26 protein-coding genes and 1 riboswitch are annotated in these 24,414 nt (G+C 70.8%); of the genes, 6 read left to right on the top strand and 20 right to left on the bottom strand.

Going from position 1 to position 24,414, the window contains the following annotated elements; all coding sequences use genetic code 11:
- Positions 1-10: 10 nt before the first annotated feature.
- The 4 genes from rdgB to ACH4KB_RS30520 form a co-directional block, all read right to left on the bottom strand.
- Positions 11-613, bottom strand: coding sequence for an RdgB/HAM1 family non-canonical purine NTP pyrophosphatase (rdgB, locus tag ACH4KB_RS30535; protein WP_398069070.1), 603 nt, complete (start codon positions 611-613; stop codon positions 11-13).
- Between the two features lie 23 nt (positions 614-636).
- Complete coding sequence (locus ACH4KB_RS30530) at positions 637-1,026, bottom strand: hypothetical protein (protein ID WP_398069069.1); 390 nt, start codon at positions 1,024-1,026, stop codon at positions 637-639.
- 123 nt (positions 1,027-1,149) lie between these two features.
- On the bottom strand, positions 1,150-1,887 hold the full coding sequence (rph, locus tag ACH4KB_RS30525; protein ID WP_398069068.1) for a ribonuclease PH: 738 nt from the start codon (positions 1,885-1,887) through the stop codon (positions 1,150-1,152).
- 176 nt (positions 1,888-2,063) lie between these two features.
- Positions 2,064-2,327 carry a PTS glucose/sucrose transporter subunit IIB gene (locus ACH4KB_RS30520; RefSeq protein ID WP_257138869.1) on the bottom strand — a complete coding sequence of 88 codons (264 nt, stop codon included), beginning with the start codon at positions 2,325-2,327 and terminating at the stop codon, positions 2,064-2,066.
- Positions 2,328-2,517: 190 nt separating this feature from the next.
- Between ACH4KB_RS30520 and ACH4KB_RS30515 the strand changes: the two genes are divergently transcribed.
- Positions 2,518-3,777, top strand: coding sequence for a PTS transporter subunit EIIC (locus ACH4KB_RS30515; RefSeq protein ID WP_398069067.1), 1,260 nt, complete (start codon positions 2,518-2,520; stop codon positions 3,775-3,777).
- A 278-nt stretch (positions 3,778-4,055) separates the two neighbouring features.
- On the top strand, positions 4,056-5,321 hold the full coding sequence (locus tag ACH4KB_RS30510) for a PTS transporter subunit EIIC (RefSeq protein WP_398069066.1): 1,266 nt from the start codon (positions 4,056-4,058) through the stop codon (positions 5,319-5,321).
- Positions 5,322-5,409: 88 nt separating this feature from the next.
- On the opposite strand, the gene ACH4KB_RS30505 is transcribed toward ACH4KB_RS30510, so the two are convergent.
- Together ACH4KB_RS30505 and ACH4KB_RS30500 are read right to left on the bottom strand one after the other, a co-directional pair.
- Entirely contained in the window at positions 5,410-5,901 is a 492-nt protein-coding gene (locus tag ACH4KB_RS30505) for a GNAT family N-acetyltransferase (RefSeq protein ID WP_398069065.1), read from the bottom strand.
- A 76-nt stretch (positions 5,902-5,977) separates the two neighbouring features.
- Positions 5,978-6,730, bottom strand: a complete 753-nt coding sequence (locus tag ACH4KB_RS30500; protein WP_398069064.1) for an MBL fold metallo-hydrolase — start codon at positions 6,728-6,730, stop codon at positions 5,978-5,980.
- Between the two features lie 257 nt (positions 6,731-6,987).
- Between ACH4KB_RS30500 and ACH4KB_RS30495 the strand changes: the two genes are divergently transcribed.
- On the top strand, positions 6,988-7,500 hold the full coding sequence (locus ACH4KB_RS30495) for a type II toxin-antitoxin system PemK/MazF family toxin (protein ID WP_398069063.1): 513 nt from the start codon (positions 6,988-6,990) through the stop codon (positions 7,498-7,500).
- Positions 7,501-7,630: 130 nt separating this feature from the next.
- Here the strand turns inward: ACH4KB_RS30495 and ACH4KB_RS30490 are convergent, their stop codons facing one another.
- The 10 genes from ACH4KB_RS30490 to clpS form a co-directional block, all read right to left on the bottom strand.
- On the bottom strand, positions 7,631-8,581 hold the full coding sequence (locus ACH4KB_RS30490) for a PLP-dependent cysteine synthase family protein (protein WP_398069062.1): 951 nt from the start codon (positions 8,579-8,581) through the stop codon (positions 7,631-7,633).
- Positions 8,581-8,868, bottom strand: a complete 288-nt coding sequence (locus ACH4KB_RS30485) for a MoaD/ThiS family protein (protein ID WP_398069061.1) — start codon at positions 8,866-8,868, stop codon at positions 8,581-8,583. Before ACH4KB_RS30485 ends, ACH4KB_RS30490 begins: the two co-directional genes overlap by 1 nt.
- 98 nt (positions 8,869-8,966) lie before the next feature.
- Positions 8,967-9,095, bottom strand: a complete 129-nt coding sequence (locus tag ACH4KB_RS30480) for a putative leader peptide (protein WP_398069060.1) — start codon at positions 9,093-9,095, stop codon at positions 8,967-8,969.
- A gap of 69 nt (positions 9,096-9,164) precedes the next feature.
- A complete protein-coding gene (locus ACH4KB_RS30475) occupies positions 9,165-9,962 on the bottom strand; it encodes an ABC transporter ATP-binding protein (protein ID WP_398069059.1) in 798 nt (265 codons plus the stop codon).
- Positions 9,963-10,050: 88 nt separating this feature from the next.
- Positions 10,051-11,091, bottom strand: coding sequence for a FecCD family ABC transporter permease (locus tag ACH4KB_RS30470; protein ID WP_398069058.1), 1,041 nt, complete (start codon positions 11,089-11,091; stop codon positions 10,051-10,053).
- Complete coding sequence (locus tag ACH4KB_RS30465) at positions 11,088-12,086, bottom strand: ABC transporter substrate-binding protein (protein ID WP_398069057.1); 999 nt, start codon at positions 12,084-12,086, stop codon at positions 11,088-11,090. The genes ACH4KB_RS30470 and ACH4KB_RS30465 overlap by 4 nt, the downstream gene beginning before the upstream one ends.
- 58 nt (positions 12,087-12,144) lie before the next feature.
- Positions 12,145-12,263, bottom strand: a riboswitch (cobalamin riboswitch).
- A gap of 100 nt (positions 12,264-12,363) precedes the next feature.
- Positions 12,364-12,786, bottom strand: a complete 423-nt coding sequence (locus ACH4KB_RS30460) for a Mov34/MPN/PAD-1 family protein (protein ID WP_398069056.1) — start codon at positions 12,784-12,786, stop codon at positions 12,364-12,366.
- 132 nt (positions 12,787-12,918) lie between these two features.
- Positions 12,919-14,364, bottom strand: coding sequence for an amino acid permease (locus tag ACH4KB_RS30455; RefSeq protein WP_398069055.1), 1,446 nt, complete (start codon positions 14,362-14,364; stop codon positions 12,919-12,921).
- A 383-nt stretch (positions 14,365-14,747) separates the two neighbouring features.
- Entirely contained in the window at positions 14,748-15,359 is a 612-nt protein-coding gene (locus tag ACH4KB_RS30450) for a DUF2017 domain-containing protein (RefSeq protein ID WP_398069054.1), read from the bottom strand.
- Between the two features lie 112 nt (positions 15,360-15,471).
- Positions 15,472-15,789, bottom strand: coding sequence for an ATP-dependent Clp protease adapter ClpS (gene clpS / locus ACH4KB_RS30445; RefSeq protein ID WP_026290599.1), 318 nt, complete (start codon positions 15,787-15,789; stop codon positions 15,472-15,474).
- Positions 15,790-15,868: 79 nt separating this feature from the next.
- On the opposite strand from clpS, the gene ACH4KB_RS30440 reads away from it, so the two are divergent.
- Positions 15,869-17,197, top strand: coding sequence for a nicotinate phosphoribosyltransferase (locus ACH4KB_RS30440; RefSeq protein ID WP_398069053.1), 1,329 nt, complete (start codon positions 15,869-15,871; stop codon positions 17,195-17,197).
- A 272-nt stretch (positions 17,198-17,469) separates the two neighbouring features.
- The gene (locus ACH4KB_RS30435; protein ID WP_398069052.1) at positions 17,470-18,060 is read left to right on the top strand and encodes an isochorismatase family protein; all 591 of its coding nucleotides are present in this window, start codon (positions 17,470-17,472) and stop codon (positions 18,058-18,060) included.
- Between the two features lie 66 nt (positions 18,061-18,126).
- Here the strand turns inward: ACH4KB_RS30435 and ACH4KB_RS30430 are convergent, their stop codons facing one another.
- Positions 18,127-18,558 carry a hypothetical protein gene (locus ACH4KB_RS30430; protein WP_398069051.1) on the bottom strand — a complete coding sequence of 144 codons (432 nt, stop codon included), beginning with the start codon at positions 18,556-18,558 and terminating at the stop codon, positions 18,127-18,129.
- Positions 18,559-18,682: 124 nt separating this feature from the next.
- Complete coding sequence (locus tag ACH4KB_RS30425) at positions 18,683-21,085, bottom strand: immune inhibitor A domain-containing protein (RefSeq protein ID WP_398069050.1); 2,403 nt, start codon at positions 21,083-21,085, stop codon at positions 18,683-18,685.
- A gap of 474 nt (positions 21,086-21,559) precedes the next feature.
- On the opposite strand from ACH4KB_RS30425, the gene ACH4KB_RS30420 reads away from it, so the two are divergent.
- The gene (locus tag ACH4KB_RS30420; RefSeq protein ID WP_398069049.1) at positions 21,560-21,877 is read left to right on the top strand and encodes a hypothetical protein; all 318 of its coding nucleotides are present in this window, start codon (positions 21,560-21,562) and stop codon (positions 21,875-21,877) included.
- Positions 21,878-21,907: 30 nt separating this feature from the next.
- Here the strand turns inward: ACH4KB_RS30420 and ACH4KB_RS30415 are convergent, their stop codons facing one another.
- A complete protein-coding gene (locus ACH4KB_RS30415; RefSeq protein WP_398069048.1) occupies positions 21,908-22,573 on the bottom strand; it encodes an RDD family protein in 666 nt (221 codons plus the stop codon).
- A gap of 119 nt (positions 22,574-22,692) precedes the next feature.
- Entirely contained in the window at positions 22,693-24,351 is a 1,659-nt protein-coding gene (locus ACH4KB_RS30410) for an RDD family protein (RefSeq protein ID WP_398069047.1), read from the bottom strand.
- Positions 24,352-24,414 lie beyond the last annotated feature (63 nt).

Here is a 24,414-nt window from a genome sequence, read left to right as displayed (position 1 = left end):
TGTCACCGCCTCACCCCACCAACTCCCGCACCACCGGCACCAACGCCCGGAACGCCTTCCCCCGGTGGCTGATCGCGTTCTTCTCCGCCGGGGTCAGCTCCGCGCACGTGCGGGTCTCGCCCTCCGGCTGGAGGATCGGGTCGTAGCCGAAGCCGCCCGTGCCCGACGGGGTGTGGCGCAGGACTCCGTTCAGGCGGCCCTCGACCACGCGTTCCGTGCCGTCGGGGAGGGCCAGGGCGGCGGCGCAGGCGAAGTAGGCGCCGCGGTGTTCGTCGGCGATGTCGCCGAGTTGGGCCAGGAGCAGGTTCAGGTTGGCCGTGTCGTCGCCGTGGGTGCCGGACCAGCGGGCGGAGAAGATGCCGGGGGCTCCGCCGAGGACGTCCACGCAGAGGCCCGAGTCGTCGGCGACGGCGGGGAGGCCGGTGGCGCTCGCCAGGGCGTGGGCCTTGAGGAGCGCGTTCTCGGCGAAGGTGACGCCGGTTTCCTTGACGTCGGGGATGTCGGGGTACGCGTCCGCGCCGACGAGGTCGAGGTCGAGTCCCGCGTCGGCGAGGATGGCGTGCAGTTCGGTGATTTTCCCGGCGTTGCGGGTGGCGAGGATCAGGCGCTTCATGGGGCGATTATCGCCCCCGGCGCTTACGGGCTGCAGACCTTGCCGATCTCCGTCGCCGCGTCCGTCACCGGGGTGATGTCGGGGGTGGCGTCGCCGCCCTCGATGGACTCGCGGACGCCGGTGACGCCCGCCTGGAGGTCGTCGACGGCCTTGGAGAGGTCGGCGTTGTCCGTGGTGTCGTCGAGCTTCTTCAGCTCGCGGTCGATCGCGTCCAGGGACTCGGAGGCCTGGGTGATGTCCTCGGAGGCGTTGGAGACGGCCTTCTGGAGGTTGCCGACGCTGGTGGCGATGGCGTCGGCGGTGCGGACGCAGTCGAGCGCCTTGTCGAGGCCGGCGCAGCCTGCGGCCGTGGTCAGCGTGAGCAGGGTGGCGGCGGTGGCGAGTGCGAGGCGTTGGTGGCGGCGCGATGCCATGGTTCGGTCCCTCCCCGGGGATCGTTACGTGGACGGACGCACGGTTCGACCCGTGCGCCCGTATCCGTAACGACGCTCTGTGGTGCGTATTTGGTTGCTTCTTTACCCGCGGAGGGTGGGTCGCTACGCGTCCTGGGTGCGGGCGAGTGCGTCGCGCTGGAGTGCGGCGAGGTCGACACAGCCGGCGGTGGCGAGGTCGAGGAGCGCGCCGAGTTCCTTGCGGTCGAAGGGCGCGCCCTCGGCGGTGCCCTGGACTTCGACGAAGCGGCCGTCGCCGGTGCAGACGACGTTCATGTCGGTCTCGGCGCGGACGTCCTCCTCGTAGCAGAGGTCGAGGAGTGGGGTGCCGTCGACGATGCCGACGCTGATGGCGGCGACGGTGTCGGTGAGCGGCTTGCGGCCGGCCTTGACGATCTTCTTGCCCTGGGCCCAGGCGACGGCGTCGGCGAGGGCGACGTAGGCGCCGGTGATGGCGGCTGTGCGGGTGCCGCCGTCGGCCTGGAGGACGTCGCAGTCCAGGACGATGGTGTTCTCGCCGAGGGCCTTGTAGTCGATGACGGCGCGCAGGGAGCGGCCGATCAGCCGGCTGATCTCGTGGGTGCGTCCGCCGATCTTGCCGCGTACGGCTTCGCGGTCGCCGCGGGTGTTGGTGGAGCGGGGCAGCATGGAGTACTCGGCGGTGACCCAGCCTTCGCCGCTGCCCTTGCGCCAGCGCGGGACGCCTTCGGTGACGGAGGCGGTGCAGAAGATTTTGGTGTCGCCGAAGGAGATGAGGACTGAGCCCTCGGCGTGCTTGCTCCAGCCGCGTTCGATGGTGACGGGGCGGAGCTGTTCGGGGGTGCGGCCGTCGATGCGAGACATGGGCCCGACTTTATCCGGTGGCGGGGGTGGCTCCGTTCGGGTGCGGTGGCGGCCTCCGTGGGCCTGCGGTGGTGGCGGCCTCTGTGGACCGCGTACGGGGGGCGTACGGACAAGGGTGCGGCCCCGTCCTCCGGTGGGGGGACGGGGCCTGCGGTTTCCGGCGTGGGGTCAGCCGGTCACATCATGTCTTCGATGTCGGCGGCGATGGGGTCCGCGTCGGTGCCGATGACGACCTGGATCGCGGTGCCCATCTTGACGACGCCGTGTGCGCCGGCGGCCTTGAGGGCGGCTTCGTCGACCTTGCTGGGGTCGTGGACCTCGGTGCGGAGGCGGGTGATGCAGCCTTCGATCTCGTCGATGTTGTCGATACCGCCGAGCCCGGCGACGATCTTCTCAGCCTTGGTGGCCATGTCCTTCTCCCTGGTTTCGCGCGCAGACAGCCGCCCGCTGCGGGTCCTTTTCGTCACGGTAACGCACGGTTGGCCCAACTTCGCGGGCGGGTAACCGGATGATCCCGAAAGATGACGATCACCGGTGCCCTGTCTTCGGGACGGACCCCGGACCGTGACGCAACTGGTCTACACCAGTTTGCAACGACCGCCAAACGTGAAGTGTTCCGGGAGGACGCCCATGAGTTCGAGCGCCGCTGCGGTGCCGCAGCAGAAATGGTGGAACGGACCGGTCCAGGGCCTGCAGAAGGTCGGGCGGAGCCTTCAGCTCCCGGTGGCCGTGCTCCCCGCCGCCGGTCTGCTCGTCAGTCTCGGCAACCTCTTCAGCTCGTACCTGGACGGCGCCTTCTGGGACAAGGCCTCCAAGGTCCTGCTCAATGGTGGCGGCGCGATCCTCGACGGCGAGCTCGGTCTCCCCCTGTTGTTCTGCATCGGCGTCGCCATCGGCTTCGCGAAGAAGGCGGACGGCTCCACCGCGCTGGCGGCCGTCGTCGGCTTCCTGGTCTACCGGGGGGTGCTGACCGCCTTCCCCATGGACGGCACCGTGACGGAGGCCCTGCCCGACGGCGAGCCGCAGAATCCCGGCGTGCTCGGCGGCATCCTGATCGGGCTGCTGACCGCGGTCGTCTGGCAGCGCTACCACCGCACCAAGCTGGTCGACTGGCTCGGGTTCTTCAACGGGCGACGCCTGGTGCCGATCCTGATGGCGTTCCTCTGCGTGATCCTCGGCGTGCTGTTCGGCCTGCTGTGGCAGCCGGTGGGCGACGGGCTGACCTGGTTCTCCAAGCAGCTGATCGACCTCGGTTCCTGGGGCGCGGCGATCTTCGGCTTCGCGAACAGGTTGCTGATCCCGATCGGCATGCACCAGTTCCTGAACACGTTCTTCTGGTTCCAGGCGGGCGAGTTCACCGGAGCGGACGGCCAGACCGTACAGGGCGACATCTCCCGGTTCTTCGCCCAGGACCCGTCGGCCGGTCAGTTCACCTCGGGGTTCTTCCCGATCATGATGTTCGGCCTGCCCGCCGCGGCCCTCGCCATCACCCACTGCGCGCGGCCCGAGCGCCGCAAGGAGGTGGCGGGCCTGATGGTCTCGGTGGCGCTGACCTCGTTCGTCACAGGGGTGACGGAGCCGATCGAGTTCTCGTTCATGTTCGTCGCGCCGCTGCTGTACGGCGTGCACGCGGTGCTCACCGGGGCGTCGATGGGCATCACCTGGCTGCTGGGGGTGCACGCGGGGTTCAGCTTCTCGGCCGGGTTGATCGACTACGTCGTCAACTGGCATCTGGATACGAAACCCTGGCTGATCATCCCGATCGGCGCGTGCTTCGCGGTGGTCTACTACGTGGTCTTCCGTTTCGCGATCATCAAGTTCGACCTCAAGACACCGGGGCGCGAACCGGAGGAGATCGAGAGGGAGATGGAGAAGGACCTCACCAAGTAGCGAGACGCCGCACGATCCCGGGCCTTCGAACCCGGTGCACAGGGCACGTACAAGGCCCTCGGACATCCCGTCCGAGGGCCTTCGCCATGTCACCGAAAGTGTCGGATCTGCTACTGCGAATTAGCAGGGAATTGCAGGTTCCTTATCTAACCCTCACCGTGCTAAAACTGGTCTACACCACTGAGTGGTCCAGACCACGGCTGTCTGCCGGCGTCTGTCGAGTCGCCGCCTCCCCGCATCAACGACCTGGGCGGCACCGTGTCCCATGGAGGAAGTTGATGACCACGGCTGAGACCGCACCCGCGGCCGAGAAGAAGAAGGGCGCCGGCGTGATGGCCGTCATGCAGCGCATCGGCCGCAGCCTCATGCTGCCGGTCGCCGTGCTGCCGGCCGCCGCACTCCTGGTCCGCCTCGGCAATGGCGACATGCTGGGCCGCGAGTCGTTCCCGACCTTCATAACGAAGCTCGCCGGCTACATGTCCGCGGGCGGCAACGCGCTCCTCGACAACATGGCGCTGCTGTTCGCCGTCGGCATCGCGATCGGCTTCGCGAAGAAGTCGGACGGCTCCACCGCCCTGGCCGCCGTCACCGGCTACCTCGTCTTCCAGAAGGTGCTCGCGACCTTCACCGACGGCAGCCTGCCGCAGAAGGCCACCGTGGTCGACGACAAGATCGTGATGGTCGACGCCCCCGTCAACGCCGGCGTCCTCGGCGGTGTCGTGATGGGTATCGTCGTGGCGCTGCTCTACCAGAAGTTCTACCGGACGAAGCTGCCCGACTGGGCCGGCTTCTTCAGCGGCCGCCGTCTGGTCCCGATCCTCTCCGCCTTCGCGGGTCTGGTCATCGGCATCGTCTTCGGTCTGATCTGGCCGGTCCTCGGCGCGGGTCTGCACAACTTCGGTGAGTGGCTGGTCGGCTCCGGCGCCGTCGGCGCGGGCATCTTCGGTGTCGCCAACCGTGCGCTGATCCCGGTCGGCATGCACCACCTGCTGAACTCCTTCCCGTGGTTCCAGGCGGGCGAGTACAACGGCAAGAACGGTGACATCGCCCGCTTCCTGGAGGGCGACCCGACCGCCGGACAGTTCATGACCGGCTTCTTCCCGATCATGATGTTCGCCCTCCCGGCGGCCTGCCTCGCGATCGTCCACTGCGCCCGCCCCGAGCGCCGCAAGGTCGTCGGCGGCATGATGTTCTCGCTCGCGCTGACCTCGTTCGTCACCGGTGTGACCGAGCCGATCGAGTTCACCTTCATGTTCGTCGCCCCGGTGCTGTACGCGATCCACGCGGTGCTGACCGGTGTGTCGATGGCCCTGACCTGGGCGCTCGGCATGAAGGACGGCTTCGGCTTCTCGGCCGGTCTGGTCGACTTCCTGCTGAACCTCGGCATCGCGTCGAAGCCCTGGCTGCTGGTTCTGGTCGGCCTCTGCTTCGCGGCGGTCTACTACGTGGTCTTCCGCTTCGCGATCACCAAGTTCAACCTCCCGACCCCGGGCCGGGAGTCGGACGAGGAGCTCGCCGAGCTGCAGAAGGCCGAGGCGAAGTAGCCTCCGCCACGCCCGTACGCCGAAGCCCCCGCTTCCCGAAGACGTCTTTCGGGAGCGGGGGCTTCGGCGTACCGGCCATACGGTCGCGTCACATCCGGCGCTCGGGCACGTCCAGCACGTCCAGCCGGTAGAGCTGGCGGGAGCCGCCCTCCGGTCCCGGCTCGGTGGGCTCGCCCGGGCGGAAACCGAGCCGCTCGTAGAAGACACGGGCCCCGCTCTCCACGGCCCCGGGGTGGTCGGGCCCGAAGGTGACCACCTCGACGGTGCCGGGCCCGGTGACGTAACGGCGCATCGCCTCCGCCATCAGGAGCCGGCCCACTCCCGCGCCCCGAAGGCGTTCGGAGGTGACGAGCCAGTGCACGTGGTACGTGGGCGGTTCGGCGCCGAACAGCAGGCCGCCGACGGGGCCGGACGCCTCGGCGGACTCGGCGACCAGCGCCGCCCCGGCCCGGATGTGGGCTTCCACCGCGCGGTGGAAGCCCGGTTCCTCGACCATCGGGCCGAACCAGTGCTCGACCTGGGACGCCAGGGCCAGGAAGCCGTCGAGGTCGGCGTCCCGGGCGGCTCTGATCGTGATCATCCGAGCAGTCTCGCAGAGCGGCCCCGGCGCCGGCGGCACGTCCCGGGAACCGGGCCGTCCGCCATCCGCGCGGGGCTCAGAGCTCGTAGACCGCGCCCGGGGCCGCCAGCTCCACCGGGCCCGGGTAGGTCGCACGGGCGTCGGCGGCGTTGCGGCCGGCGTCGGTCCACGGCGGGATGTGGGTGAGGACGAGTCGGCGTGCTCCGGCGCGGGCCGCCGCCTCGCCGGCCTCGCGGCCGTTGAGGTGCAGGTCCGGAATGTCCTCCTTGCCGTCGATGAACGACGCCTCGCAGAGGAACAGGTCCGCGTCCCGGGCCAGCTCCTCCAGGGCGTCACAGGTCCCCGTGTCGCCGGAGTAGGCGAGGACGGAGCCGCCGTGCTCGATCCGGATGCCGAACGTGTCGACGGGGTGGCGGAGCTTCTCCGTACGGACCGAGAAGGGGCCGATGTCGAAGGACTGGGACTTGAGGGTGTGGAAGTCGAAGACCTCGCTCATCGCCCGGTCGGACGGGGTGTCCCCGTGGGCGGCGGTCAGACGCTGCTCGGTGCCCTCGGGCCCGTAGACCGGGAGAGGGACGGGGCGGGCGCCGTCGTGGCGGTAGTAGCGCACGACGAAATACGCGCACATGTCGATGCAGTGGTCTGCGTGCAGATGGCTGAGGAAGATCGCGTCGAGGTCGTAGAGACCGACGTGGCGCTGCAACTCGCCGAGGGCGCCGTTGCCCATGTCGAGGAGCAGCCGGAAGCCGTCGGCCTCTACGAGGTAGCTCGAGCATGCCGAACCCGTGGAGGGGAACGAGCCGGAGCAGCCGACGACGGTGAGCTTCATGGAGCGTGAACCTCCGGTACGCGGGAACGGGGAGGGTTCGTGCGATTCCGCCGGGGATTCGTACGGTGCCCGCGGGGCTTCGTACGGTGCCTGCGGAATGGGTTCTGCGGTTTGTCGAGCGTAAGGCGCGAAACTCCGCGTCGCTCCTCCGCTGCCCTCCGTTGTGGGGGAACTCACCTGTCCTGTCACCGGTTCGATGGAAGCGCGCCCACCGGCTGCACCGCCGCGCCCGTCGCGGCCGCCGGTACCGTCGGGGGATGAACACGTTCTGGTGGGTGGCGCTGGTCGCCGTGGTTCTGCTGGCGCTCGTGGCCGCGGTGGTGGACGGCCGGGGGCGCTCGGACCGCGGTCCCCGCTCGCGTCGGCCCCGGCAGCCGGCGGGGTCGACCCGGCCGCCGTCGCGGCCGTCGAGGCCGTCGGGCCCGGAAGGGCGTGGGGACGGGCGTACGCCTCGGGCCGGTGAGGTGTGGTGGGCCGATGTGCCGTACGAGGACGGGCCCGGGTCGAAGGACCGGCCGTGTCTGGTGATCTCGGTACGGGGGCGGGGCCGGGGGCGCACGGCGCTGGTCGCGAAGATCACCAGCAAGCATCACGAGGAGCGGCCCGGGGTGATCGCGCTGCCCGCGGGGACGGTCGGGGACCGGCAGGGGCGGCGGAGCTTCCTGGAGACGGACGAGCTGCGGGAGGTCCGGATCGCCGGGTTCCGGCGGCGGGTGGGGGTGGTGGATCCGGGGCTGTGGGAGCGGGTGCGGGGGCTGGGGGCGGGGTGAGGGGCGGGGCCCTGGTTTCGGGGCTCCGCCCCGGGCCCCGCCCCTCAAGCGCCGGAGGGGCTTGAAAAGATGTCCTCGAACGCCGGACGGGCTGGGATGGTCGGCCCAGGCCTGCCGGGGTGGCCCGGGGTTACGCCCAGAGTTGGCCGTGGAGGGTTTCGATCGCCGCTTCTGTCGTCTCCGCCGTGTAGACGCCCGTCGACAGGTACTTCCAGCCGCCGTCCGCGACGACGAAGACGATGTCGGCGCTCTCCCCCGCCTTGACCGCCTTGTTGCCCACGCCGATCGCCGCGTGGAGCGCGGCGCCGGTGGAGACGCCCGCGAAGATTCCTTCCTGCTGGAGGAGTTCGCGGGTGCGGGTGACCGCGTCGGCGGAGCCCACGGAGAAGCGGGTGGTGAGGACCGAGGCGTCGTAGAGCTCGGGGACGAAGCCCTCGTCGAGGTTGCGCAGGCCGTAGACCAGGTCGTCGTAGCGCGGTTCGGCGGCGACGATCTGGATGCCGGGGCGGTTCTCGCGGAGGTAGCGGCCGACGCCCATGAGGGTGCCGGTGGTGCCGAGGCCCGCGACGAAGTGGGTGATGGACGGGAGGTCGGTGAGGATCTCGGGTCCGGTGGTGGCGTAGTGGGCGCCCGCGTTGTCCGGGTTGCCGTACTGGTAGAGCATCACCCAGTCCGGATGCTCGGCCGAGAGTTCCTTCGCGACGCGTACGGCGGTGTTGGAGCCGCCCGCGGCCGGGGAGGAGATGATCTCGGCACCCCACATGGCGAGCAGGTCTCGCCGTTCCTGGGAGGTGTTCTCCGGCATGACGCAGACGATGCGGTAGCCCTTGAGCTTGGCCGCCATGGCCAGCGAGATGCCGGTGTTGCCGCTGGTGGGTTCCAGGATGGTGCAGCCGGGTGTCAGCCGGCCGTCCTTCTCCGCCTGCTCGACCATGTGGAGCGCCGGGCGGTCCTTGATCGAGCCGGTGGGGTTGCGGTCCTCCAGCTTGGCCCAGATCCGGACGTCCTCGGACGGGGACAGCCGGGGCAGCCGCACCAGAGGTGTGTTGCCCACGGCTGCCAGCGGGGAGTCGTACCGCATCAGCGCATGCCGCCGGCGACGGCCGGGAGGATCGTGACGTTGTCGCCGTCGCTGAGCTTGGTGGAGATGCCGTCGAGGAAGCGGACGTCCTCGTCGTTGAGGTAGACGTTCACGAAGCGGCGGAGCTGGTCGCCGTTCGCGCCGTCGACGAGTCGCTCACGGATGCCGGTGTGGCGGCTCTCCAGGTCGGCGAAGAGGTCGGCGACGGTGTCCCCGTTGCCTTCGACGGCCTTCGCGCCGTCGGTGTAGGTGCGGAGGATGGTCGGGATGCGGACCTCGATGGCCATGGCGTGGGCTCCTGTCGAAAGCGTGGAGGTGGCGTGGGGCGCGCGTTTGTGCCCCCGCGCAGGGGGTGGTGCGTGTGGGTGGGCGCGCGGACCGCGGCTCAGGCCGGGCGGCTCACGGGCAGGCTGCGGGCGGGACAGATCGCGCTGGCGAGCCTGCACAGGTCGACGTGCAGCCGCGCGACGAGCAGCGTGCCCGGCGTCTTGTCGCTCACGTCATGGGGAACCATGCGGGCATCGTATCGATTCCCTGTGCGGAAACCCGAGTGTCATATCAGATGGTGGATGATGAGCGACCACTATGTGGACAACGCGGGGCGGGCGAGTCCTCCCGGCAGGTAGACGACCGTGGGTGCGCCGGTCTTCGGGTGGGTGCTGACCTCGGCTGCGACGCCGTACACGTCGCCCAGCAGTTCGGCCGTGAGGACCTCTTCGGGGGTGCCGGAGGCGACGACGACGCCGTCCTTGAGGACGTAGAGGCGGTCGCAGTAGTACGCGGCGAGATTGAGGTCGTGCAGGGCGAGGAGGTTGGTGGTGCCGAGGTCGCGGACCAGGGAGAGGATCTCCAGCTGGTAGCGGATGTCCAGGTGGTTGGTCGGTTCGTCCAGGACGACGAGCGACGGCTGCTGGACCAGGGCGCGGGCGACCAGGGCGCGCTGGCGTTCGCCGCCGGAGAGGGAGGCGAACGTACGGGGTTCGAGGGCGGCGATGCCGACCCGGGCGAGGGCCCCGGTGACCAGGGCGGTGTCGGCGGCGGTGTCCGCCTCCCAGAACCGTTTGTGCGGGGCGCGGCCCATCGCGACGACCTGGCCGACGGTGAGCTCGAAGCCGGCGTGGCCGTCCTGCGGGACGGTGGCGATGCGCTGGGCGCGGGCCTTCACGGGGAGGGCGGCGAGGTCGTCGCCGTCGAGGAGGACGCGGCCGTGGGTGGGGCGCAGGGTGCCGTAGACGCAGCGCAGGAGGGTGGTCTTGCCGCTGCCGTTGGGGCCGACGAGGCCGACGGTCTCGCCGTCGGCGGCGGTGAGGTCGACGGCGTCGACGAGGTGGCGGCCCTCGCCGACCCCGTACGAGAGGCCCTCGGTGCGCAGGGTGGTCACGGGCGGGCTCCTCGGGCGTACGGAGCGGTCGGGCGGGCTCCTCGGGCGTACGGAGCGGTCGGGCGGGCTCCCTCGACTGGTGGCGTCTTCATACGGGCGCTCCTTCGGGTCGGCGGCGGAGCATCCAGAGGAAGAACGGGCCGCCGGTCAGCGCGGTGAGGACGCCGACCGGGATGTCCTGGGGGGCGGCGAGCGTCCGGGCGGCCAGGTCGGCGAGGACCAGGAACACCGCTCCGCCGAGGGCGACGACCGGGAGCAGTGCGCGGTGCGCGGCGCCGACGGCCATCCGGGCCATGTGCGGGACCATCAGCCCGACGAAGCCGATCGCCCCGCTGTACGCGACGAGCGCCCCGGTCATGAGGGAGGCGAGGACGAAGACGGCGGCCCGGAAGCGGGCGGTGTCGAGGCCGAGGACGGTCGCGCCCTCCTCGCCCACCAGGAGCAGGTCGAGCGGGCGGGCCAGGGTGAGGAGTACGGCGGTGCCGATGACCAGGGTGATGGCGGGGAGCGCGAGCATGTCCCAGCGGGCCGCGCCGAGGCCGCCGAGGGTCCAGTAGAGGACTTCCTGGAGGTGGTCGGCGCGGGCGGAGGTGACCAGGATCAGGCTGGTCAGGGCGGAGAGGACGTAGGAGACGGCGACTCCGGCGAGGACGAGCCGGTTGGTGGTGAGCCCGCCTCCGCCGCGCGCCAGGGTGTAGACGAGGAGCAGTGAGAGCAGCGCCCCGGCGAAGGCGGCGGCGGGGATGGTGACGGTGGTGGCGAGGGTCGCGCCGATGCCGAGGACGATCACCAGGACGGCGCCGGTGGAGGCTCCGGAGGAGACGCCGAGGAGGAACGGGTCGGCGAGCTGGTTGCGTACGAGGGCCTGGAGGACGGTGCCGATGACGGCGAGTCCGGCGCCGACGACGATGCCGAGCAGCACCCGGGGCAGCCGGACGTCCAGGACGATCGTGCGGAAGGGGCTCGCGTCCGCCCGCCCGGTCAGGATGGAGAGGACCTGGCCGGGCGGGATGCGGACGGAGCCGAGGGCGAGTGCGGCGAGCACGGCGGCGGCGAGGAGCGCGGCGAGGGCGCCGAGCACCAGGGTGTAGCGGAGCAGCCGCCGCGGTGCGGGGGTGCGGCAGCTCACGGGGTGGTGGCCCCCGGGTGGAGCTGGGCGGCGAGTTTGTCGACGGCGGCGGGGGCGCGGACGCCGAGGACGGCGTCGGAGAGCGGCATGACCGCGAAGCGCTTGTTCCTGACGGCGGGGACGTCGGCGAGGGCCGGGTCGGCGAGGAGGCGCTTCTTCTTCTGTTCGACGGTGGTGGCGCCGTAGTCGTAGATCACGATGGCTTCGGGTCTGCGGGCGACGACGTTCTCCCAGGAGGCGTCGCCGAAGGGCTTGTCGAGGTCGGCGAAGACGTTGGTGCCGCCGGCCCGCTCGATCAGCTCGTTGCCGATGCCCTCGCCGCCCGCGGTGAAGGCGGTCTTGTCGCCGCTGTCGTAGACGAAGACGGAGACGGGCTTCAGGCCGGCGAGCTTCTTCGCGGTGGCGGCGTTGTCGGCCTTGGCCTGCTTGATCCAGGCCTCGGCGCGGTCGGTGACGCCGAAGGTACGGCCGACCTGGCGGATCTCCTCGTAGAGGGTGTCCATGGGCTGGTCGCCCTTGGTGCAGCTCTCGGTGTTGAGCCGGCTCTCGATGCCGGACTTCTTCAGCGCCTGCCGGCTGCGGCCGTCGCCGGCGGTGAAGGCGCTGCTGTAGCCGCCGTAGACGAAGTCGGGGTTGGCGGCGAGGACCTGCTCGTAGGAGGGGTACTCCTCGGCGATGACGGGGACGGAGGCGTACTCCTTCGCGTACTTCGGCAGGATCTGGTCGTCGAGGTAGGCGGTGCCGACGAGGGACTTCTTCAGGCCCAGTTCCAGCATGATCTCGGTGACGTGCTGGTTCATGGTGACGACGCGCTTCGGCGGGGCCGTGAACGTGGTGGTGACACCGCAGTTCTTCACGGTGTACGGGAAGCCGTCGCTCTTCGCCGCGGCCTTGTCCCCGGTGGCGGCGTCGCCGTCCGGGGTGGTGGAGCAGGCGGTGAGGGCGAGCGGGAGCAGCACGGCGGCGGCTATGAGCGCGGGGGTGCGCTGGGACATGGCGAGGCCTCTCCGGGGGATTTCCGCGTCCCCTGGTCGATGCGAGAAGGCGGCGGGCCAGTTCCTGACTTCCGGGCCGCCCTCCGGTGCGACGTCGTCCGCTGGGGAGTCGTCCGCGTGGGAGGGGGCCCGGTCACAGTGGCGGGACCGTGCCGGATTCGCACCGGCTTCCTGGTTTCCTGCTGCCTTGATGGGTCTGGGGGCAGTGTGCCAGACCCGTGCGGGGGCCCGGCGGTCCGCCAGACCCGTGCGGGGCCCTGGGGGGCGCCCTGGTGGGTCAGTACGCCTCGACGACCCGTACGTCTTCCTCGGTGATCTCGCCGTCCACGATGCGGTACGAGCGGAACTGGAAAGGTCCGGCGTCGTCGGTGTCGGCGGTGGAGACCAGGACGTAGTGGGCGCCGGGTTCGTTGGCGTAGGTGACGTCGGTGCGGGAGGGGTAGGCCTCGGTCGCCGTGTGCGAGTGGTAGACGATCACGGGCTCCTCGTCGCGGTCGTCCATCTCGCGGTACAGCTTGAGGAGGTCGGCCGAGTCGAACTCGTAGAACGTGGGCGAGCGGGCGGCGTTGAGCATCGGGATGAAGCGCTCGGGGCGGTCCGACCCGGCCGGGCCCGCGACCACTCCGCACGCCTCGTCGGGGTGGTCGGCGCGGGAGTGGGCGACGATCTGGTCGTGGAGCGTCTGGGTGATGGTCAGCATGGCGCCAGGATATGCAGACGGCCCCCGCGTACCAGTGGGTGGTACGGAGGGGGCCGCATGCTGGACGCCGTCGGCCTTTGGGGCGGCCGGGGGCGGTCCGGGAGGAGGGCGGTGTGGGGCCCGCCCTCGGGGTCAGTGGGGGCCGGAGGCGGTCTTCTCCGGGGTGCGTGCCTGGAGCATCCGGTAGGAGACGAAGAGGATGAGCGCCCACAGCGGTGCGCAGTAGAGCGAGATCCTGGCGTCCTCGTCGATCGCCATCATCACGATGACCATGCCGATGAACAGGAGCGCGAACCAGCTCGTGTACGGGGCTCCGGGGGCCTTGAACGAGGACTGCGGGAGCAGACCGGCGTCGGCCATGCGGCGGTAGCGGATCTGGCTGCACAGGATCATGATCCAGGCCCACATGCCGGAGATGGTGGCGAAGGAGACGACGTAGTTGAACGCCTCGCCCGGCCACTGGTAGTTGATCCCGACGCCGACGAGCATCAGGGCGGCGGAGAACGTGGTGCCGACCAGCGGCAGGCCGTTCTTCGTCAGCCTGGTGAAGGCGCGGGGGCCCTGGCCGTTGAGGGCGAGGTCGCGGAGCATGCGGCCGGTGGAGTACATGCCGGAGTTGCAGGAGGAGAGCGCGGCGGTGAGGACGACGAAGTTGACGATGGCGGCGCCGACGCCGAACCCCATCTCCTCGAAGGCCTTCACGAACGGGGAGACGCCGGGTTTGAAGGTGGACCACGGCACGACCGAGAGGATCATGATCAGCGCGCCGACGTAGAAGACGGCGATGCGCCACGGCACGGTGTTGATGGCCTTGGGCAGCACGGTCTCGGGGTCCTTGGACTCCCCGGCGGTGACGCCGACGAGTTCCACGGCGAGGAAGGCGAACATGACGATCTGGAGCGTCATGAGCGTGCCGGTGATGCCGTTGGGGAAGAAGCCGCCGTCGTTCCAGAGGTTGGCGACGGTGGCGGTGTCGCCGGCGTCGGAGAATCCGACGGTGAGGACGCCCGCGCAGATCAGGATCATGCCGACGATCGCGGTGACCTTGACCATGGAGAACCAGAACTCCAGCTCACCGAAGAGCTTCACGGAGATCAGGTTGGCGCCGTACAGAATGACGGTGAACACCAGGGCGGACAGCCACTGCGGAATGTTCCACCAGTACGTCATATAGGTGGCGGCGGCGGTGACTTCGGTGATTCCGGTGACGACCCAGAAGAGCCAGTAGGTCCAGCCGGTGACGAATCCGAAGAACGGGCCGAGGAATTCCCGGGCGTACTCCGAGAAGGAGCCGGAGACCGGGCGGTACATGAGGAGTTCGCCCAGCGCCCGCATGATGAAGAAGATGACCAGGCCCGCGATGACGTACGCCAGGACGAGGCTCGGTCCGGCCCGGTCGATGGCCTTGCCCGCGCCGAGGAAGAGCCCGGTGCCGATGGCTCCGCCGATGGCGATCATCTGAATCTGGCGAGCGCCCAGACCGCGCTGGTATCCCTCGCCACTGGTCCCGGATTCCCCGGCGTCGCCGCCGGGCCGGCCCTTGTCGGCCTGTCCCTCGTCGACCTGCGCCGATGTCATGGTGGTGCGCCTTTCTCCACGCCGATCCGCGCCGCACAAGGCCGCGGATCAGGTCCTGATCCCCCCGGATATGGATGGAGTGCCGTCGGCGTTCGGCCGGTTTATGGCGCCCCCGGGAACAGGGGTGGCGTCCCCGGGCGGTCGTGAAGATTTAACACGGCCGTCCCGGGAGACGATGGGACATTCTGTGGCGCACGACACAGGAAAAAGCGGGCAAGGGGTTCTGTCCGGCACGAAAACACCGCATCATTTGGTGTGATCTTTATGCGGATCTGAGCGTCCGTTGAGCGAACGGAGGGCGCCCGCCCCGGCGTGGCGGGGGGCGCCCTCTCCCTCTCCCTGTTCACGGGATCTCGGCTTTACGGCCTAACGGCCTTACGGCCCTACGGCATAAGCGTTTCGACGAGCGTTTCCTGGAGTGCGCCGAGCCAGAGGTAGGCCATCACCATGGGCTTGCGCGGATCGGCGTCGGGGAGCCGGTAGAGCGAGCCCTCCTGACCCTCGTCCTCGTCGGAGACCTCCAGCCGGGTCCCGATGGTCAGGCGCAGGTCGTTGAGGGAGCGCAGCCAGCTGCGGCACTCGTCGCCGGTGAGGGTGAGGATGGCGCCGCCGTCCCCCGCGGGTGAGAGCGCGTCCAGGGTGCGGACGACGGTGACGGCGTCCTCGCGTTTGCCGGAGCGCAGGTCGTTCTCGGTGAAGCGGCGGAACTCGGAGGACAGCTCGCGGAGCTCCTCCTCCGGCTTTCCGCCCTCGGCGAGCCGGTCGGGGCCGCCGTAGGCGTCGGGGAAGAGCCGGGCGAGCGCCGGGTCGGACGGCGGCTTGCTGGGGCCCTCGGCGAAGAGCGCGGCGAGCGGGTCCTCGCCGTCGGCGGGCGTCTCGCCGGGGCCGATCAGTTCGAGCAGCTGGACGGCGAGGGAGCGCAGGATGGAGATCTCGACCTCGTCGAGCGCGACGGCCGCGCCGCCGCCTGGGGTGGCCTCGAAATGGCCGGCCATGGATTCTCCGATGGTGGGTCGAACGGGGCGGGGGGACGGGACGAGGGGCGGGGGCGGGAGAGGTCCTGACAGGGGCCAGGACCTCCGGGGCCCTGACCCGGGGCCCTGGTTCCTAGTTGCGGTCCTGGGTGAGGGTGGCCCACAGTCCGTATCCGTGCATGGCCTGGACGTCGCGTTCCATCTCCTCGCGGCTCCCGCTGGAGACGACGGCGCGGCCCTTCTGGTGCACGTCCATCATGAGCCGGTGGGCCTTGTCCTTCGGGTAGCCGAAGTAGGCCTGGAAGACGTAGGTCACGTAGCTCATGAGGTTGACCGGGTCATTGTGGACGAGCGTCACCCACGGGACGTCCGGCTCGGGGACCGCGAAGGTCTCCTCGGCCGAATCGGGACGTTCGATCTCTAGCGGGGTAGCAACGCTCACCTGTCCCATGCTGCCACCCGGGCGGGTTCCGCGCATAAACGGACCCCACATCTCGTCACTTTGACGAATAGGGGGTAGCATCCCAGCCATGAACTCAGCGGACCTCGGGCGACGGGTCGGCGTTCCGTCGACCGCGCTCTTCACCGACCAGTACGAGCTGACCATGGTGCAGGCGGCCCTCAAGGCCGGCACCGCCGACCGGCACTCGGTCTTCGAGGCGTTCACCCGCCGGCTGCCCGAGGGGCGGCGCTACGGAGTCGTCGCGGGCACCGGCCGGGTGCTGGACGCGGTGGAGAACTTCCACTTCGACGACGAGATGATCGGCTTCCTGCGGCAGCAGGAGATCGTCGACGAGCCCACCCTCGAATGGCTGGCCGGCTACCGCTTCAGCGGCGACATCTGGGGCTACCCCGAGGGCGAGGTCTACTTCCCCGGCTCCCCGATCCTGCGGGTGGAGGGTTCCTTCGCCGAGTGCGTGCTGCTGGAGACGGTGATCCTCTCCATCCTCAACCACGACTCCGCCATCGCCGCCGCCGCCTCACGGATGTCGGCCGCCGCCGGGGGCCGCCGGCTGATCGAGATGGGCGCACGCCGCACCCACGAGCTCTCCGCGGTCGCCTCGGCCCGCGCCGCGTACGTCGGCGGCTTCGACGCCACCTCCGACCTGGCGGCGGGCTTCCGCTGGGCGATGCCGACCGTCGGCACGAGCGCGCACGCCTTCACCCTGCTGCACGACACCGAGCGCGACGCTTTCCGGGCGCAGGTGGACTCGCTGGGCCGGGGCACGACGCTGCTGGTCGACACGTACGACGTGACCGAGGCGGTCCGGGCGGCCGTCGAGATCGCGGGGCCCGAGCTGGGCGCCGTACGGATCGACTCCGGGGATCTGCTCCTGGTCGCGCACCGGGTGCGGCAGCAGCTGGACGAGCTGGGGGCGACGGACACGAAGATCGTGGTGACCTCGGACCTGGACGAGTACGCCATCGCCTCGCTGGCCGCCGCGCCGGTGGACGCGTACGGGGTCGGCACCCAGCTGGTCACCGGGAGCGGGCACCCCACCTGCTCCATGGTCTACAAGCTGGTGGCCCGCGCCGGCTCGGCGGAGCCGGACGCCCCGCTGGTACCGGTGGCGAAGAAGTCGCTCGGCGCGAAGTCGTCGAAGGGCGGCCGCAAGTGGGCCGCCCGCCGGACCGACGCGCACGGCGTCGCCGAGGCCGAGGTGATCGGCACCGGTCCGGTCCCCGAGGAGCTGCTCCACCGGCAGCTGCCGGTGGAGCTGGTCCGGGCAGGCGAGGTGGTCGCCCGCGAGCCGCTGGACGCGGTGCGGGAGCGGCACGTGGCCGCGCGCGCGGGGCTGCCGATGTCGGCGATCCAGCTGTCCCGGGGCGAGCCGGTGATCCCGACCGAGTACGCCTGAGAACGGCGCGGGGCGGCCCTCAGGGGCCGCCCCGGCGTCCGGAGCGGCCGGGTCCGGAACCGGGCGTTTGGCGGACGGGCTTGATTGTGACGGTCCAGTGCCTAGGCTCGAACCCACGGACACACCCGGAAACCCCGGCATCCCCTCCGCTCGGCGCCACCCCGCTCCGGCCCCACGAGCTCCCACCCAGTCCCATCCGCTCCAGGCCCATCCGTTCCAGGCCCATCCGTTCCAGCCCCATCCGCTCCCGCCCCCACCGAAGGACACCCGCCATGCACCGCGCATTGATCGTCGTGGACGTTCAGAACGACTTCTGCGAGGGCGGCAGCCTCGCGGTGGCGGGCGGTGCCGACGTCGCCGCCGCCATCACCGATCTGATCGGCGACGCCCAGCCCGGCTACCGCCACGTGGTGGCCACCCGCGACCACCACATCGACCCGGGCGACCACTTCTCGCCCAGCCCGGACTTCGAGCACTCCTGGCCGGTGCACTGCGTCGCCGGTACGGAGGGGGTCGGCTTCCACCCGAACTTCGCGCCCGCCGTCGCCTCCGGCGCGATCGACACGGTGTTCGACAAGGGGGCGTACGCGGCCGCGTACAGCGGGTTCGAGGGCTCCGACGAGAACGGGGCCGGACTCGCCCAGTGGCTGCGCGACCGCGACGTCACCGAGGTCGACGTCGTCGGCATCGCCACCGATCACTGCGTGCGGGCCACCGCGCTGGACGCTGCCCGTGAGGGCTTCGTCACGCACGTGCTGCTCGACCTGACCGCGGGCGTGTCCGCGGCGACCACGGAACGGGCCCTGACGGAGATGCGAACGGCGGGCGTGAAGCTCTCCGGCACACCGGTCGTCGCGTCGTGACCCACTGCGCCCGGATCACACCCCGCATGCCTACGCGGCCGGGCGCGCCGGTCCGGCCCCGCATGCCTACGCGGCCGGGCGCGCCGGTCCGGCGTATCCGGCGGGGCCCAGCAGGGCCCTGATCGGGTGCCACAGCTCCTGGCACGACTGGGGCGACGGGGAGGGCGGGGGCGACTGGGGTACGAGGCCCGGCAGGCCGGCCGGGTCCGCCTGCGGGGCGGCCCGCCACAGCAGCCCGTCCGGATGGTGCAGCACCGCCGTGACCTCGTCCGGCGTGGGCGGCCGGTCGTTGCCGCGCAGGTAGACCGCCCGCAGCCCCAGGTTGCGCAGCCTGGTCAGGGCGCGCGCCCGGTTCGCCGCGTGCACCAGCACCCGCACCGGGGCCCCGGGCCCCGCTCCCGTACCCCCGTGGGGGCCTGCTCCGTCGGCCGGTCTGGTCAGGGTCAGGGCGACCACCACCGTGCCGTTCGGCAACCTGCAGAAACCTCCGCCAGCCATGCTCCGCGCTCCCCCGTGAGACGTCGTGTCAATAAGGATGTGAACAAGACGCACCTAAACACGATCGGCCGCCGCCCGCTAGGGGGCGACGGCCGATCGTGGTTTGACCTGCGGCTTTACTTGATCAGCGGCCCGAGGGGCTGACCAGCACGCTCATCGTCGAGCCGTTGCGGGGCTCGTGGACGATGGAGATGCGGGTGTTCGTGTCAGAAACCTTGACACTGCCCGTGGGGTTCTCCTTGTACCAGTAGGTGCCCTTGCGGTCGTCGAAGACCGGGTTGCCCAGGGCGGGCTTGATGTGCAGCGGGACGTCCGCGTTGTGGAGCGTGAAGCCCTGGTTCGGGTACCAGCTGAACGGCGCGTCGAACGGCTGGATCTTGTTGCGCAGGAGCGAGCCGTCCTTCCACTTCAGCGGCTTGGCGTGCGCGTCGATCGGCAGGATCAGACCCTGGCCCGGGTGGACGGAGGTGTTGTTGTCCTTCTGGGAGGTGTCCCAGAGCCAGACCAGCAGACCGTTCTGGTACGCGTAGTGCTCGACCCAGTCCGGACGGGTGCCGGAGAAGCCGAAGTTGTACGGGCCGACCTTGAGGGTCTCGTCGTACGACACGTACTGGCGGTTCTCCGCGATGTAGTACTGCGGGTAGTTCTGGGTGAAGGACTCGCCGATGCGCGAGAAGCCCTTCGCGGTCCAGCCGTTGTCGTCGCCCTCGGCGTTGTCCGAGAAGAGCGCGGCGCCGTCGGCCGTGACCGTGATGGCGTCGGCCGCGAAGCCCTTGCCGCCCGCGCCGCCGTCCGTCTGGTAGCGGAAGCGGAGGTCGACCTTCTTGCCCGCGTAGGCGTCCAGGGAGAAGGACAGCTTCTTGTACGCGCCCGAGACGTCGGTCAGGGCCGGCTTGTCACTGGCGTCGCGCGGGATGGCCTTGCCGTCGGCGGTGCCGTCGAGCGCGGTCCAGTTGGCGCCACCGTTGTCGGACACCTCGGTGTAGAGGTAGTCGTAGTCGGCCTCGATGTCGTACCAGCCCGAAAGGTCCAGCGTGGCCTTGGACTTGCCGGTCAGGTCGACCGAGCGGGTCAGGGTGTTCGACAGGTTGTCGCCCATGTCGCTCCACCACTGCTTCGCACCCTCGGCGGGCTTGACGACGGTGGTGGTGACGGCCTTCTCGGGCAGCTCGACGACGAGCGCCTGCGGGTTCTTGGTGTTGTACTCCGAGACGCCCAGCTTGTGCAGCGAGGTCTTGCCGGCCTTGGCCTTGTCGTAGTCGAGCCAGCCCAGCTGGAGCTTGTCCCACGAGGTCATGTCGCCCGGCAGGTTGCCGATCTCGCCCGTGCCGGTGCCGAGCCAGGAGCCCGCCGACATCAGGGACCAGAAGCCGACCGAGTTCTCGCCGCCGCCGGAGGTGTCGTACAGGTCCGGGAGGCCGAGGTCGTGGGCGTACTCGTGGGCGAAGACGCCCAGGCCGCCGTTCTCGGGCTGGACGGTGTAGTCGCCGACCCAGATGCCCGTGTCGCCGATCTGGGCGCCACCGGCCTTGTTGTCCGCGGGGCCGGTCGCACCGGCGTTGGTGCCGTACGCGTACCAGCGGTGCGCCCAGATGGCGTTGGTGCCCTCGGCGCCGCCGCCGGCCGACTCGTCCTCGCCGGCGTGCACCAGCTGGAAGTGGTCGATGTAGCCGTCGGGCTCGTTGAAGTTGCCGTCACCGTCGAAGTCGTAGCGGTCCCACTCGTCGTACTCGGCGAGGTTCGCCTTGATCTCCGCGTCGGTGCGGCCCTTGGCCTGCTGGTCGGCGACCCAGGCGTTCACGCCGTCGCGCACCGCGTCCCACACGTTGGCACAGTTGCTCTGGCCGCAGTAGTTGGAGCCGTAACGGGCCTCGTTGTAGGGGACCTTGACCCAGTCGGAGACCTCTCCCTCGACCGAGTAGCGGCCCGAGGAGGTCTTCTCGTAGTAGGTCTTGAGCGAGTGGACGCCCTTGCCCTCGCCGAAGTAGAGCTCCTGGAAGTGCGCCCGGTTGTAGTCGGCCTTCCAGGCGGTGCTGTTGTCCTTCTTCGGGTCCGGCTCGGCGATCTCGTTGTGCGCCGGGCCCGGGGCGCCCCCGAACTTCTTGACGGGCGGCTTGGGGCCGTCGCCGTCCGGGTCGAACATCGTGGTGTCGTCGACCTGGTCGCCGAACTCCAGCAGGATGGTGAAGATCTTGTCGGTCTTCTCCCGGCCGAGCTCCACGTACTTCTTGTTGCCGAGCTTGACGACCTTGGAGCCGCCCCGGTTCGTCACCTTCTTGTCCCCGGACAGCACCTGCTCCAGCGCGGCTTCGCGCTGAGCGGCCTGCTGCTCGCTGAAGGGGCCCTCCAGGTTGTGCTCCACGTGCCCCTTGGCCGGCGCCGGGTCTCGGCGGTCGACGGTGGAGACACCGGAACCTGATGAGCTGTCGTGCGCCTGGGCGGTGGCGAAGGTCGACGCCGTCGCGGCGGTCGCGGCCATGGCCACGACAACGGCGGCGGAGCGAAGCGCCCGTCTCTGATTGGTCACTTGATGCAGTCCTCCCCGGGCGTCTGCGCAGCGGCCAGGGGGGTAGAAAGCGGGCCGCGCGCGTAAACGCGTCACAAGTGACGACATTCGATCGGAGTTATGAGAGAAAAGACAGACCTTGACTTGAACAGACCAAGTGCACTATGCGGAGCGCCCTTCCGGTATGCGGACGGTACGGGGAGGGCATGGGAACGGTAAAAGAACGACGGAGGAACGGGCCGGACCCGTTCACCGCACCTCGGCAGGTCCCTTCGCCACGCCTCGGCAGGCCCGTTCGCCACGCCTCAACGGGCGCGTCCCGCTGTCCGGTTGGTGAACTGCGTGACTCCGTGCGCCCCCTGTGCACCGGTACCGTGTGTTAGGTCACGCTTACTACCGGTCCGGCTCGGGCATTCACCGTCGTAGGGTCGTTCGGCGCGCACGACCGTGCCGACCGACGCCCGCCCATCCGACGTCCCGAGGACGGAAACCGCCATGCCGCGTCCGACTGCCGCACAGTTCGCCTACGGTTCGGCCACCGTCGTCGTCACGACGCTCGCCCTGCTGCTGCTGTTCCGCACGGAGTCCGGCATCGGCGTCGCCGCCGTCGGGACGACCGCGCTGGCCCTCGGCCTCCTGGTCGCCGTGCGCCTGCCCCTCCCCCGCCACCGCGCCGCGGAGGCAGCGGGACGGACTGCGCCCGCCGACGCCGCCACCCGGACCCACCACGCCCTGGAGGGCATCGGGGCCCGGGAGCGGGTCGCGGCGGGCCGCTCGTCGGCACCGGCGAACGACCACTCGCTGCGCCGCTGAACGGGCGACGGACCGAAGGGGGACCCTCCGCTAGCGGACGGCCACCACGACCGTCTTGGCCGCCTTGTCCTGGAGCCCTTGCCGGTAGGGCTTGTCGGTGAACATCAGCACGATGTTGATCAGCCACCACAGGCACGGGCAGCACAGCAGCGCCGGGGCCCAGAGCACGACGGCCCGCATCAGCGCGGCCCCGGTGTCGGGCACGCGCCCGTCGTTGAGCATCGCGACGCGCATCTTGAGCAGCCGCTTGCCCAGCGTGCGGCCGTCCTTGTGGGTGAAGTACGTGTCGTAGGCGACGTAGACCACCAGGCCGATGATCGACCAGACCAGCTGGCTCCCGCCGTACCCGTTGGCGACGGCGTCCCCGAACCCGTCGTCGCCGTCCCCGTTGACGTCGACCGCGCCGCCCCAGGGCAGCGAGATCAGGTACAGCGGGATCGAGATGACGAGGAAGTCGATGAGCCGCGCCAGGATCCGCTTCCCCGGCTCGGCGAGCGGCGGCATTCCGGCCAGCGGATCGGGCGCTCCGAAGCCGCCGCCGCTGCCGTACGGATCGTTGGGCGGGGGCGGGGGCGGCGGCGGGGGCGCGCTGCCGTACGGCCGACCTTCGGACGGCGGCGAGGGCTCCTGCGGCTTCTTGAGGAACGGATCGTCGTCCTCGGGCGGCTGGCCGGGCGTCGGCTGGTCGTTGCTCATGGGGGCAGTGCATCCCGCTCCACCGGGCCCCGCAACGGCTCAGGTGCGTTCGGGGGACACGGAGCGGCATCCGAGTCTCAACGGGCATGTCACCGCGCGCTCGGGCGGCTCTGGCCCGGTCAGCCGGCGACGAAGGTGCGGGCCGCCTTGTCGTGCCAGCACTGGCGCCAGGGCCGGTCGATCAGGCACCAGAGAACGTTGACCACGCCGATGACGAGCAGCCCCAGCACGCCGTAGACGAGCCAGCGGCGCAGGGCCGCGCCCAGGGTGGGCGCGTCGTGGGACTCGATGTCCCGTACGTCGAGACCGCAGAGCTTCTTGCCCAGCGTCCGGCCCCACTTGGCCGTCGGCAGCGCCTCCAGAAGGAAGCCGATGAGGAGGAACGCGGCGAGCAGCGCCCCCAGCAGCGCCCCGGTGGTCGAGTCCAGCAGCCAGACGGTGACCGTCTCGCCCGTCTCCTTCGCCGCGGTGATCTTCCGGTCGATGTGGTCGAGCGCCCGGGTCGCCAGCGGAACGGCCGCGGCCCCGACGGCCGCGCCGAGCACGAGACTGTCGACCAGCCGGGCGGCGAACCGCTTGCCGAGCCCCGCGGGCCGGGCCGAGGCCTGGTTGCGGGCGAGTTGCTGGAAGGGGTCGTCGACCGGCGGCTTCCAGGGCACGACGGGCTGGTCCGCACCCGGCCCCTGGCGCTGACGCTGGTGCGGTTGCTGCTGCTGGTGTGGTTGCTGCTGCTGGTGTGGTTGCTGCTGTCGCGGTTCGGGCTGGGCCAGTTGGTGGACCTGCTGCGCCCAGGAGGCCGAGCCGCCGCCGGGGCCCGGGGTCAGCGGCGTGTGCGGGGCCACCGGGGGCGCGGGGGCGGGGGACGGCGTGGGCACGGGGGCGGGCGCCTGGACCGGCCCCTGCCGCACTTCCTGCGGTACGGGGGCGGGAGCCGGCGCCGGGGCGGCCGGCGCGGGGGTCGGCAGGGACGCCTGCTGTACCGGTGCCTGCTGTGGCCGCACCTGCTGTGCCAGTGGCTGCTGTGAGTGCTGCGGCTGCTGTGAGTGCTGTGCCTGCGGCGGCAGTGCCCGGGGCGCGGGAGCCGGTGCGAGGCTGTTCTGTGCCGCACCCACGTTCTGCGGCCCCTGCTGCGTACCGGCGTTCGACGGCGCCGGGGCAGCCGGCTGAACGGTGTTGGACTGTGCGGCGTCGGGCCTCGCGGCGCGCGGTCCCACCGCGCGGATCGTGACCGTCCCGTCGGTCGGCGGACGCGCCCCGGTCCCCTCGGCGGACCGGCCGTCGTCCCGCGTCCCCGGCAGGGCGCCGCCGGACGGGGCCTGGGCCAGGGGCGCCCTCGGGTCGGCCGACGCCGACGGGTGGCCGGCGGGCTCCTGGGCCGGCCCGCCCCAGTCGACCCGGCGGTCCCGTTCGCCGCCGAAACCGTGTCGGCGTGCGGTGTCCGCCTGCCAGACGGACGGGGAGCCCGCGTGGTCCGCGGCGGGTTCACCGGACCTGGCCGCCGGGGCCGCCGGGCCGTCCTGGAAGCCCTCCTGGGGACCGTCCTCCTCGTCGAAGAAGATCGGCCCGGTCTCCTCCACCGGCGCGGTCTCCTCCACCGGCGCACTCGGCCCACCGGCGGCGGGAGCGGCGGCCGGATCCGTCTGACGGGGCGCGGGGCGGCTCGTGCCGGGGACCCAGGAAGCGCCGTTCCAGTACCGGACGTAACCGGGAATGGAGGGGTCGGGGTAGTAGCCCTCGCGGGGGCTTTCGTCACCGGGTGCCGGAGTTGGCGCGCTCATCAGCGGGTCCCGTATCTCTTCGAGGCCTCAGGCCGTCCCCGCCGGGCGGGCGGACGGCCTCAA

Origin of the sequence: Streptomyces sp. NPDC017520 (assembly GCF_044329855.1) — a bacterium.
Lineage (GTDB): Bacteria > Actinomycetota > Actinomycetes > Streptomycetales > Streptomycetaceae > Streptomyces.
This window is presented reverse-complemented; position numbering and strand designations above follow the sequence as displayed.